The sequence below is a fragment of the Pusillimonas sp. MFBS29 genome, assembly GCF_020687695.1.
Taxonomy (GTDB): Bacteria; Pseudomonadota; Gammaproteobacteria; order Burkholderiales; family Burkholderiaceae_B; genus Pusillimonas_C.
On record NZ_JAJEWL010000003.1, the window covers coordinates 412,741 to 425,176 of the forward strand.

Consider the following 12,436-nt stretch of genomic DNA (forward strand, 5'->3'; position numbering starts at 1 on the left):
ACTTAGATTTTTCCCAGATCGTTTAGATGTAACTGAAAAGGCTGCCGCGAGGTAGCCTTTTCTTTTTCGGTTGGCGATCTGAGTTTGTTCAACCGAAAGCCAAATGCTTGCGCTGCTGGCAACGGACCGAATCAAGCAGATCCAGAACAATCTCGGCAATCTGCCGCGCCAGAAGTGGCGGCACAGCGTTTCCGACTTGCCAATACTGCTCCGTCCGGTTTCCTTCAAAATAGTAATTATCCGGAAACGTCTGCAGGCGTGCCGCCTCCCTTACAGTCAGGCTCCGGCACTGAGAAGGTTCAGGATGAATATAGTAATGACCATCCTTCGCAATATGCGACACGATAGTGGTCGAAGGGTCATCCCCTCGCTGGACCCTGAATCGGTCCTTAAAGGGAATGTTCTCGTCAAGTACATTGCCGTGCATGGGCAAAAGCCTGGGCGGAAAGTCATCCAGCTTAGGAGATCGTCCCGTTACCTTCGCATAGCATGATGCAAACAGGTATCGCTCAAGATCCGAGCGCATGTGCTTTCGAGTTTCATGCTGAAGCACCCCGGGCAGCCTTGGATCTTCCAGCCACTCACGTAAGGCGTCGGGCATTGTGGAAAAATCTGGTGCGCCTGCAACAAATAGTCCGCCAAAGGATTGATGATTCCAGGCCTCAGCATATGCCTGGCTCATCCTCTGCTCAATATCATGCCGGTCGGGATGGCGCCACGTTTTCAGGCCTTGCTTGGCATTCTTTAAAGCCGATAGCCACAACTCATGGCTGTCATCTTCTTTTGAAAGCCTGCTGCGCAGCGGCGGCATACCTGCTAACGCTTGATCGACCGTCACTTTTGAACCTGGTGCCTTCAATAGTAAGCGCCCGTCTTCCTTCAGCAGGTCAGATCCGGCTTCGACTACATCAGAGCGAATACCGAAGAGGATGACACGATGCCTGGCCTGAGGCAGGCCATAAGCTTCTGACTCAATCAGGTAATCCAGAGGTGCCAAATCCGAACCATCAGTTACGAATGACCGAATCTGATAATGAAGTCCATTCCCGGGGTCACTCAAATCCGAGAGTATTCGCTCAAATATGAACGCCCCCCCTAGGCGTGACGTCAGGATACCCTTCACATTCTCCATTACGAATATTGAGGGCCCAAAATCTCTCAGAATACGCAGATACTGCTCGTATAGAAGATGCCTTTTATCCCGTTCAAATTTCTTAGGGTTTCCCAGTCTCATTCTTGACCGTCCGGCCATCGAATAGGCTTGGCATGGCGGCCCACCGATTAGCACCCATTCGGAAGAGTTTCCCAGGGCGCGTTCGATCAGTCCGTCAATCTCTGCATCAGGTGTTCCACCCAACTCCGCACAGTGTGCTTCCAGCGCAGCAACCCGGGCCTCCTCGGGAACATCTGGATGCTCGAACAGCTGATCACGCGAAATTCTGCCCGATACGTAGTCGTAGTAGCAATCAGGAACATGCTTTTTGCACAAGGCCCGATACAGCGCTCTCAGGGACAAAGTGCGATGAGCAATGGCTTCCTTTTCTATGGATACACGGACTTCGAACCTACTACGGTTATCGCGGCCCATAATTGAGGAGAACCCCTCGCCCAGCCCCCCAGGGCCTGCAAAAAGGTCTATTACAGGTATGGGCTCAGGCTGCTTCATTATTCTTCAACTTATCGGGAAAAGGCTTGCGCCAGTCTCGGAGTATACCAGGCCAATCTCAGCGGAATGAACAGTGGCTTTGTCTGGACGACAGCATATAGCTGAAATCCAAATTTGGCAAAAACTCACTGTTTGTGTCAACCTGATACGATAATGCCACCAGCAATAGATTCAACCCCAAGGCGGGTTAGTTCTGTCCATGCATACTAAATGGGATGTGCCAACTTACAGGAGCCAGCGAAACGGCCACCAATTTGATGAGTTGCTGCCGTGGTTTGTAGCACCGGCCCATCTTCTGGAAACCTGTTGAGAGGGAGGGAAGTGTGAGTTATAGCCCCGACTCTGATAACAAACCCCTACCCCATTTGCTTAAGTTGGCTATACGGGCAGGTGTCCTGCCCGTGGTGCGATTACGTATCAAACAAGGAATGAGCGTAAATGCTACCGATAGTGAAGGACGCACGCCATTGATTCTGGCTGCCTTTCATGGGCATGCACACATATGCCAATTTTTGCTGGAATCAGGTGCAGACCCTCACGTTTGCGATAGAAACGGTGAGGATGCTCTTTCAGTGGCGAAGAGCACCAACAATGCCGGTGTTACTGCACTAATAAGGGAGCACATCGCTTCGGCGCTGGCCACTCAGGAAATACAGGATTCCCCAGCGGTTGGAACGCTATCGGAGCCGACTCTGTTAGCCGGAGTCCTTCGGACTGCTGAAATATCAAATAGCAGTTTCGAGCCGGTTTGGTCTCCGGTTGAAATGACAAATCAGGCTCTTTCACATGCGGTCCATCATGAAGCTCCAGCGGCTCAGTCAATCAAAGGCCTTCAATTCATTGGCGCGATTTACGAACCGGCTTTATCAACCGCAAATGGTGAAGTTATTGGGAGACCGGCGCCCAGTCCTGTACCGGTTAGCATGCCAGCCCTCCCAGATGAAGAAATTCTCGACCTTTCGGGATGGGAGCCTGACGAGGATTTGCCTCTTCCCCTGACAAGTGAAGCTTGCGAGAACGAGGCCATACAACTGCAGAGTCAGATATCAGATCACATACTTATAGATGACTATGAAGACTGGTCTGACATTGATATTGACCTTCCGGATGGCAAAAAAAGTCGTCGAAATTTCGATCTGGAAATCTCAGAGTCCTTCCGTCACTTTATCCTGAGAGGGATGAAATATGGCGCTGTATCGCGACAGTCCTTTGTAGACCTCACCTTAAGGCTATCCGAGGAGAGGGATGCCTTACCGGAAATACATCTTCTCAATCTGCTTGGTGACCTAGGTATTCTCGTCACCGATGAGCATTGGGAATGGTCCGAGACAACCGACATTCCGAATGATCAGAATGGGGAGCTGGAATCAGCGGCTGAAGAAGCCCTATCTTTTTATGGAGAACTATCCCGACAGGACAACGAACCGTTATGGTTATTCCTGAAGGAAGTTAATGCTCATGATCTGTTGACTGCTGAAGCTGAGATCGCTATTGCCCAGCGCATCGAAGAGGGTCTCAAAGACATGGTGATGGCTATTGCCGCGTGCCCAGCCACGATCAGCGAGATATTGGCGCACATGAGTCGGGTACGAGACGGATCCGCCCAAATTGATGACATCATTGATGGTTTGATCGACGAAAACGGCGAGGACTACGCGGGCTCAGGTGTGATTACGGAGGATGATGTTGGTCCAACCGGCGGAATGACGAGCAAGCAGTTGGAAGAACTGTGCGTAAAGTCCCTTAAAAAATTTGAAACAGTTGAGTTCTGGTTCAATAAGATGCGGGTGGTTTTCGAATCCGAGGGGACCCAGTCTTCAGCCTATATGGAGGCGCATAAAGCTATCCAGGCCGAATTGATCGGCATACGTTTCGCGGCAAAAATGGTTGACTCCTTGGCAGAAACCATTCGAGCCAAGATGACCGAGGTGGGCATTCAGGAACGCGCGGTCAAGGTACTCTGCGTAGATCATGCCGGTATGCCCAGCAAGTACTTCATCAACGCGTTCCTGGGCAATGAAACGAGTCTTGGGTGGGTCAATAAGGAGATCGTCGCTGGAGGCAGTTACTCAGATAGCCTGATGCAATACACCGTTGCGATCCTGGAGGCACAACAGAAGCTTGTCGAATTGCAGCACGACATGATGTTACCCATAAAGGACTTGAAGGCTATCGGTAAACGTATGGCTGTCAGCGAGGCCAAGGTCCGCAAGGCCAAACATGAAATGACAGTTGCCAACCTCCGTCTGGTATTTTCTATCGCCAGAAAATACGGCAATCGCGGCTTGCAAATTACAGACCTGATTCAGGAAGGTAGTATTGGGCTGATGAAGGCGGTGGACAAATTTGAGTACCGTCGCGGCTTCAAGTTTTCAACTTACGCAACCTGGTGGATACGGCAAGCAATCACCCGCGCAATTGCAGACCAGGCACGGACTGTTCGACTTCCGGTCCACATGGTTGAATCCATCAACAAGATGGATCAAATTCGTCGTGAGATTTTCGAGAAAACTGGTGTGGACGCGGACCTTTTCTCCTTGGCGATACGGATGGAAATGTCGGAGGAAAAAATTCACAAGATCCTGAAAGCAGATATGGAGGCGATACCATTGGATCAAGTGATTGAGAACAGTAAGGAGTCTGATCTCATTGCCTACACACAAGAAATAGGGTTCGTTGTGCCATCCCCTTATGATTCAGTCGAGATCAAACAGTTCGAGCATATCGTCCGAGAAGTACTTTCGAGCCTAAAGCCTCGAGAAAACAAAGTTCTATGCCTGCGTTTCGGTATTGACTGCGATGGCATGACTTTGGAGGAGATTGGCAATCAGTTCGACGTTACCCGTGAGCGCATCCGCCAGATCGAAGCAAAATCCTTAAGGAAGCTACGCCATCCGAGCCGGGCGGATTATCTTAAGGAATACTTTGAGGGCGACTGAACGTGAAAGATGACGATACTCCAACTAGCTCTGAGCGTATGAGACACGCCCCTCCGAAGGCTGGAGCCATGATCGAGGCCCTGCGAGGCTTGGGTTATTCAACCGCAACTGCACTTGCGGACATTGTCGACAACAGTATCGCAGCGAACGGAAGGTATGTGGATCTTCATTTTTCCTGGGATGGGCCGTTGAGTACCATTACCATTCTCGACGATGGTGCAGGAATGAATGAGATCGAACTGGATCTCGCCATGCGGCTGGGTGAAAAAAGTCCGCTGGATGCGCGCAATCCTTCCGATTTGGGTCGGTTTGGCCTTGGCCTGAAAACCGCATCCTTTTCACAATGCCGCAGGCTGACCGTCGCCAGTTGCAAAGAAGGGCGGATCGAGTGTCTTCGTTGGGATCTGGACATACTTGCATCCAGCGAAGATGATGGCTGGTATCTGCTGGAAGGGCCTGGAAAAGGCTCCGAACATCTTCTGCAAGCGCTTAGCAATAAAGAGCACGGAACCTTAGTCATCTGGGAGCTAAACGACCGGATCATTACCCCCGGTTTTCGTGAACAGGACTTTCTCGATCTGATTGATAAGGTGGAACGGCATCTTGCGATGGTGTTCCATCGTTTTCTGACCAGCCCCCAACCAAAACTCTCACTGACCATTAATGGCCGCCCGGTCAGGCCGTGGGATCCCTTTCTGACTGCACACCCGGCCACTTGGTCCTCACCTATAGCCACATTCGTTACGGCCGGCGGGGAGGTGGAAGCGCAGGGCCACGTGCTTCCTCACAAGGACCGGCTGGACCCGGGAGTTCATGAAGCAGCCGCAGGCCCGGACGGCTGGACTGCCCAGCAGGGCTTCTACGTTTACAGAAATGAGCGCCTGTTGCTGGCGGGTAGCTGGCTTGGTCTTGGCCGAGGACGTTCGTGGACCAAAGAAGAAGCGCATCGTCTCGCAAGAATCAGGCTGGACATTCCAAATACTGCGGATTCAGATTGGAAGATTGATATTCGAAAGTCAACGGCAAGGCCTCCCGTAGCGCTTCGCATGCAATTGACCCGGCTTGCCGAAGACACTAGGGAACGTGCAAGACGTGTTTTTGCGCATCGCGGAAAGGCAGTAGCAGTTGGAGGAGGCAAGACTATCGTCGAGGCTTGGCGCGCCGAACACTTTAATGGCGGTATTCGGTACAGAGTTGAACACAATCACCCCGCTATCAAATCGGTACTTGAGGACGCCGGCCCTCTAAAAACGAACATAGTCTCCATGCTGCGCATCCTGGAAGAAACAATCCCTGTTCAAAGGATCTGGCTGGATACCGCCGAAGCCCGGGAAACTCCCCGCACAGGATTTGCGGAAGAACCCGCTGCCGAAGTACTTAAGGTGCTCCAGGTCCTATATCGAAATATGGTGCTTCGAAAGGGAGTGTCGCCTCATCGCGCACGCGAGCTGCTGCTGACGACTGAGCCTTTCGATAATTATCCTGAAATAGTGCACGCTCTCCCGGACAACCCCGAAGAACACTACAACGATTGAGTCATGACAATAACTGCAGACACTCATAGCCAAAAGGTCATTAAATTTGTGCAGGAGCTTTTGCTGGACCATGAAGATCGCTCCGATGTCACAACCAGTTTGATCGCCGAGAAGATCTCGTTGGTCATAAGCATGAACCCAAAATGGGGGGAAGGACTGAACAGAAATGCAGTAACAGATGAGCTCATCCGACGATTCAGTATGTGGACTGGACAAGATACTGCCCTGACAAGTGATGTCGACCATGTGGCTTGGTTGACATCAGCGCGCAAACAGGACTGGCGATATTGGCAGCGCTATCGGGAATGGCTGGAACGCAAACTTTCACCCGCGGCAGTTGACGCCCTTAACAACTCTACAGATACTATTCTCGAGCAATTGGAGGATCCCAGACGTGATGGGAGCTGGGACCGTCGGGGCCTTGTTGTTGGTCATGTACAGTCTGGCAAGACGGGCAACTATACCGGGCTTATTTGCAAGGCAGCAGACGCTGGCTACAAGATCATCATTGTCCTTGCCGGATTGCACAACAACCTGCGTTCTCAGACACAGATGCGTCTGGATGAGGGCTTCCTTGGCTATGAAACCAAACCAGCGCAGGACGATATCAGGGTCATTGGTGTAGGCGAAATCGATGGCGATCCGGCCATTCGCCCCAACTATGTCACGAATCGCACCGACAAGGGGGATTTCAGCACCGCTATTGCCAGGAAACTGGGCATCACACCGGAGCAACGACCTTGGCTATTTGTTGTCAAAAAGAACAAGACTGTGCTGGAGCGGCTGTACCGCTGGATTCGAAACCATGTCGCTGATACGCACGATTCCGAGACCGGCAGAAAGGTCGTAACGCGGCTACCGCTCCTTCTGATTGATGATGAGGCCGATCACGCGTCTGTAGATACGGGGGAGCAGTGGTTTGATGCCGAAGGCAATCCGGACGACGAGCACCAGCCGACCGCAATTAACAGCAGGATCAGGAAGATCCTTAACTCCTTCTCAAAGGCCTCATATGTGGGATATACGGCAACACCTTTTGCAAATATCTTTATTCATGAAAAAGGTGCAACGCGTGAAGAAGGGCCCGATTTATTTCCGTCTGCTTTCATCATCAACCTTGCCGCGTCATCAAACTACATCGGTCCGGCAAAAGTCTTCGGCCATTCAGGACCTGACGGACGTGAGGGCGGCGTCCCTCTCGTTCGGCCTGTGACTGATTACTCGAAGGAAGATGGACGAGGTGGCTGGATGCCACAAAAGCACAACGTTGCGCATACGCCGCTTCACGATGTTGGCACCGCTCTGCCTCCTTCACTGGTAGAGGCCATCGACGCCTTTCTATTGTCTTGCGCCTTGCGCGATATCCGGGGCCAGGGAACTGATCATAGTTCCATGCTCATCCACGTGACCCGGTTTAATTCAGTTCAAAAGCATGTGCACGACCAAGTCAACGAACATGTCAGGCATATACGGCAGAGGCTCCAGCGCAGGGTAGACCACGAAGACATAATTCAGCGTCTGCAAACGGTTTGGGAGCACGACTTTATCCCCACTACACAAGCCATACTCACCATAGCCCCGGATCAAGCATCCCAACACGAGCCCGCATGGGAAGACGTGCTGCAGGCCCTCACAGATAATATCGGCGATGTTCAGATCAGAATGATTAACGGTACGGCCAAGGATGCACTCGACTATTCTGATCATAAAGGGGTAGGGCTAAAGGTTATCGCCGTGGGGGGCGACAAGCTTGCGCGCGGCCTGACCCTGGAAGGTCTTTGCATCAGCTACTTTCTACGTGCTTCCCGCATGTACGACACTCTTATGCAAATGGGGCGCTGGTTCGGTTATCGGCCAGGATATCTGGACCTATGCCGGCTGTATACCACGCCGGAGCTTTGTGAGTGGTTCGAGCACATTACTGATGCGGCCGAAGAGCTTCGGGAGGAGTTTGACCTCATGGCAGCGAGCAACGGTACACCACGGGATTATGGCCTGAAGGTTCAGTCCCATCCGGTACTTATGGTGACCTCACGATTGAAAATGCGTTCGGCCAGGAGCCTGATGTTGTCCTTTAGTGGGCAGCTATTGGAAACTGTGTCGCTTTTCCGGGATGAGATGATTCTGCAGCAGAATCTCAACGCCGCAAAACAGCTGCTATCCGGCCTGGGCCGACCTGAGAAGGATCCATCACGGAAAAGGCTGGGTAGCCAGCAAAATTGGACAGGCTTTCTTTGGAGCAATATCGACGCCACTCATATAGTGGAGTTCCTTTCATCGTACAGAACTCATCCTGAAGCACACAAAGTGAATAGCACATTACTTGCCGAGTTCATACAGTCTATGGCCACGGGGAACGAGCTCACTCAGTGGACTGTGGCTCTGGTTGGTGGTGGTGAAGGTGAAAACTACGAGATTGTCGACGGTATATCGGTCAGTATGTTGAAGCGGAAAGCCAATGGCCAATTCGAAGACCGCTATGCTATCGGGCGCCTGCTATCTCCCAGGGACGAGGCAATAGATCTGGATGAAGCGGCATGGGCAGAGGCGCTCAAACTGACACGAGAAGCGTGGAAAAACGACCCTGCCAGGGCTTCTGATGGCAAGGGGCCAGAGGTTCCGAATGGTCCAGCAATCCGCAGAGTCCGCGGCTTTGGATCACAAAACGTACCAGCCCATCCTGAGCGCGGTGTATTGCTGATTTATGCACTGGATCCTGACAAGGCCATGTCAGGGTTTCGTAAGGGGACTCCTCCTGTCATCGCATTCGGTATAAGTTTCCCGGGCAGCAACTCCGGGCTGAAGGTGGAATACAAAATCAACAATGTTGGCTGGGAGCTTGAGTATGGGTCCGCAAATTAATCATCACCAGGAACTCCTCGCGACTTGGCGCGCCCTTGGTGGCACCGAAGCGAATAGTGGCTGGCAGGTTATTCCGATTTCACCTGACGGGCCCTGCCGCTTCTTGGCCGGGCGGCATTTCCCGGGGAATGAGGAGTCGCTCTTGGTTGGCTTCACTACGATGCGAGTACTACCTGCCATCAATCTGCCCCAGGGCAGGGGGTTTCATGTTGGGAAGGTCTCACTGTCGGGAAGAGAAGCTGATCGAACGTGGGTTGCCCTTTCCAGGGAGGATAGTGGCAGCCTCGAGCTTTTCACTATGATGGCAACAGATGTCATCACAACAATTCAGCGCTATCCGAAGGTGAACGAAGAACGCATCTTCGATCTCTTCCTATCACGTATACGTGCTTGGCAGAACTTCATGCGCGAGAATCGGGATCATATGCTTTCACCAGAAGCGGAGGTTGGTCTTTATGGAGAGCTTTACTTCCTGCAAAGTTTAATAATGGCAGGACTACCCGCGAACACAGCAGTAGAAGGCTGGGAAGGACCTCTGGACGGTATACAGGACTTTAGCTTTGGAACAGGCGCAATAGAAGTGAAAAGCACCGTTGCAATGGGCACCTTCCCGGCAAAAATTGGATCCCTTGAACAGCTTGATGATTCGCTGATCAGGCCGATTTTCCTGGCTGGCATCAGGCTTGAATTATCCGCCTATGGTGAAACACTCCCCGAACGGGCAGCTAGCGTTCACAACTGCCTGAGGGGAGACTCTGCAGCACAATCCATGCTGGAAGATAAGCTCCTTCGAGCGGGCCTGCTGCCGGGCGCCGAAGACCGATACACACGGAAGTTTAACCACTTGGACACCAGGCTGCTTCTTATCACAGAAGGGTTTCCTCGGTTGACCCGCGGAAACATCGCAAATGAAATCAGGAGGGCTCACTATGAGATCGATCTTGACCTGATATCGTCGCAGAATATTGACATGTCTAGCGTCATGACCGAACTTGGGATGATTTGATAATGGAACTCGAAGAATTTCTGCAGCAGACTCAAGCTGATGTACGAACCCAGATCAGCGAACGCCTCGAAACGACAGATGATCAGCGGTACCCTTACCCTGAAACGGTCTTTGCTGAAGTGGTCATGGAGCATATGGCCGAAATAGGTATGACATATGAACCCACAACCTGCCATTACTCGGCTAAGGTAGGGAATGCGAATTTACGCCTGAGCGGCTATTCGCTATCTGAAGATGCAGAACAGCTGGATTTATTCGTCAGCCTTTATGATGGCGTCGACCAAATAACGCCTGTGACAGATACAGAAACAAAAACGGCAGCAGAGCAATGCTTACGATTCCTGGCGAAATGCGCCGAAGGGAAGCTTGCTCGCACAATGGACGAATCCAATGATGCTTATGAGTTGGCACTGACTATTGAGGGCGGGTATCCTGAGATCGATGAAATCAGAATCTATGTTGTCACGGACCGACAGGCGAAATCGAAGGCATTCAAGACGAGAGAGATTAGCGGGAAAACCATCAAGCTGGAAGTCATGGACATTGAGCGGTTGCACAGGCACTGGTCCGAAGGCAAGCCTCGCGATGAGCTCATTGTGAACTTTGATGATCTGGCTGGTGGCCCCCTTCCTTGCGTTTATGTCCCCGCACAGGATGAAGACTACGACTATGCGCTGACAGTCATACCAGGAGAAGCTTTGCGCTTCATCTATGAGAAATATGGTGCCCGGCTTCTGGAAGCTAATGTTCGTTCGTTTCTAAGCGTTACCGGCAAGGTTAATCGGGGGATCAGGGATACCTTAAAAAACTCACCGGCACGCTTCATGGCCTACAACAACGGCATCGTGATAGTCGCTGATGAAGCCAGTATTAATAGGGCTGCTGACGGAAGCCCTGGTATCGCTTCACTCAAGGGTATGCAGATCGTCAACGGTGGCCAGACAACAGCATCGATTTATTTCTCTAAAAAGAAGTCACCCGAGATCAATTTGAAGCAAGTGCGCGTGCCCGCAAAGATCATCATCTTGCGATCTCAGGATGACGTGGCCGAAGAGGCACTCATTTCCGACATTTCAAGGTATGCCAACAGCCAGAATGCAGTAAAACAGTCCGACCTTTCTGCTAATAAACCGTACCATGTCGAGATCGAAAAACTGGCACAAGGAACTTATTGCCCGAACGGTGTAGGAAGGTGGTTCTATGAGCGTACAGCGGGCAGCTATAAGACTCTGCTTGCCAGGGAAGGAACGACTCCTTCCAAACTCAAGCATTTAAGGACGGAAGTAATTCCGCCTGCCCGAAAAATAACGAAAACTGATTTGGCCAAATATTTGACCGCATGGGATAAGAAGCCATATCTTGTCAGCCTTGGGGCACAAAAAAATTTCGAACGCTATATGGATACAATCACTCCGTCTGACGGACAGCCCCCAGCCTCCCTTCCTGATATAACTACGTTCAAGGAAATGGTTGCAAAGGCCATACTGTTTAAAAAAACTCATTCCATTGTCAGGCCAATGTTCCCCGCTTTCCAGGCCAATGTGGCTGCTTACCTCGTATCGTTGACGGCAGAGAAGATAGGTGACCGTATTGTCCTTGAGCGCATCTGGAACCAACAGGATATATCACCGCTGTTCAAGGAACAAATTGCTGCCTGGGCGCCGGGAGTTAATGACGCTCTGCACCGAGGGGCCGAAGGCAGGATGATTTCTGAGTGGGCAAAAAAACAGGAATGCTGGGAAGCAGTTCGCTCTGCCAGCTATTCTCCAGTGAGGGATAATATTCCTGAGCTAAGTTAGATTAACCATCAGTATTTCAAAAGTCGTGTCTGATATCGTTAGTTCGGCCCAACGCAGCAAGATGATGGCGGGCATTCGGGGCAAGAGCACAAAGCCTGAACTACTTGTCCGCCAACTGCTTTTTGCTGATGGTTTTCGGTACCGGCTGCATCGAAATGATCTGCCAGGAACACCTGATATCGTTATGTCCGGCAGGAAAATTGTAATCTTTGTCCATGGCTGCTTCTGGCATCAGCATCTGGAGTGCAAGTATGCGAGACTGCCAGCGAGCAATCCGGACTTCTGGCGCCAGAAGCTGGGCCGTAATGTCCAGCGAGATCAAGAGGTTTTTGCTGCGTTGAAAGCTGCCGGGTGGAGGGTTCTTGTGGTTTGGGAATGCGCAACCCGAAGCAAACCTGCACTAGCCGCTCTCAGGGGCATAATGAGTCAATGGATAGAGGGCGATGCTCCCACAGGGGAGATTTCTTTATCTCAGATACTGGAAAATTAGGTCCTTGATCATTATCGAGCGTAAGCGTACGCCCATTACCGTCTAGCGCTCTCACGTAAAACTCATCAAGATAAGTGTCCATTCATTTTTGGTAAATGGACATTTGTTTTAATGAGCGAATCCTCTACTTCTCTGGTAT

The 12,436-nt window shown here is 51.4% G+C and carries 7 protein-coding genes; 6 read left to right on the plus strand and 1 reads right to left on the minus strand.

Translation table 11 applies throughout. The features are described 5' to 3' along the window. Positions 1 to 88: 88 nt before the first annotated feature. Positions 89 to 1,666 (minus strand): DNA cytosine methyltransferase, encoded by a 1,578-nt coding sequence (locus LKR43_RS07000; RefSeq protein WP_227683305.1) that lies wholly within the window; start codon positions 1,664 to 1,666, stop codon positions 89 to 91. Positions 1,667 to 1,989: 323 nt separating this feature from the next. On the opposite strand from LKR43_RS07000, the gene rpoD reads away from it, so the two are divergent. From rpoD to LKR43_RS07030, 6 genes are all read left to right on the plus strand, one after another. After that, positions 1,990 to 4,605, plus strand: a complete 2,616-nt coding sequence (gene rpoD / locus LKR43_RS07005; RefSeq protein ID WP_227683306.1) for an RNA polymerase sigma factor RpoD — start codon at positions 1,990 to 1,992, stop codon at positions 4,603 to 4,605. 68 nt (positions 4,606 to 4,673) lie between these two features. Continuing rightward, a complete protein-coding gene (locus LKR43_RS07010) occupies positions 4,674 to 6,140 on the plus strand; it encodes an ATP-binding protein (protein WP_227683307.1) in 1,467 nt (488 codons plus the stop codon). 3 nt (positions 6,141 to 6,143) lie between these two features. Next, positions 6,144 to 9,002, plus strand: coding sequence for a Z1 domain-containing protein (locus LKR43_RS07015; protein ID WP_227683308.1), 2,859 nt, complete (start codon positions 6,144 to 6,146; stop codon positions 9,000 to 9,002). Next, on the plus strand, positions 8,986 to 10,008 hold the full coding sequence (locus tag LKR43_RS07020) for a PD-(D/E)XK motif protein (RefSeq protein ID WP_227683309.1): 1,023 nt from the start codon (positions 8,986 to 8,988) through the stop codon (positions 10,006 to 10,008). Before LKR43_RS07015 ends, LKR43_RS07020 begins: the two co-directional genes overlap by 17 nt. Before the next feature lie 2 nt (positions 10,009 to 10,010). After that, the gene (locus LKR43_RS07025) at positions 10,011 to 11,807 is read left to right on the plus strand and encodes an AIPR family protein (protein ID WP_227683311.1); all 1,797 of its coding nucleotides are present in this window, start codon (positions 10,011 to 10,013) and stop codon (positions 11,805 to 11,807) included. A 61-nt stretch (positions 11,808 to 11,868) separates the two neighbouring features. Next, entirely contained in the window at positions 11,869 to 12,297 is a 429-nt protein-coding gene (locus LKR43_RS07030) for a very short patch repair endonuclease (protein ID WP_255675995.1), read from the plus strand. Positions 12,298 to 12,436: the final 139 nt, after the last annotated feature.

What these genes read in the sequence shown, in the direction of transcription:
- LKR43_RS07000 (WP_227683305.1), bottom strand. Translation starts at nt 1,666, where the DNA reads ATGAAGCAGCCTGAGCCCATACCTGTAATAGACCTTTTTGCAGGCCCT.
- LKR43_RS07010 (WP_227683307.1), top strand. Translation starts at nt 4,674, where the DNA reads ATGATCGAGGCCCTGCGAGGCTTGGGTTATTCAACCGCAACTGCACTT.
- LKR43_RS07015 (WP_227683308.1), top strand. Translation starts at nt 6,144, where the DNA reads ATGACAATAACTGCAGACACTCATAGCCAAAAGGTCATTAAATTTGTG.
- LKR43_RS07020 (WP_227683309.1), top strand. Translation starts at nt 8,986, where the DNA reads ATGGGTCCGCAAATTAATCATCACCAGGAACTCCTCGCGACTTGGCGC.
- LKR43_RS07025 (WP_227683311.1), top strand. Translation starts at nt 10,011, where the DNA reads ATGGAACTCGAAGAATTTCTGCAGCAGACTCAAGCTGATGTACGAACC.
- LKR43_RS07030 (WP_255675995.1), top strand. Translation starts at nt 11,869, where the DNA reads ATGATGGCGGGCATTCGGGGCAAGAGCACAAAGCCTGAACTACTTGTC.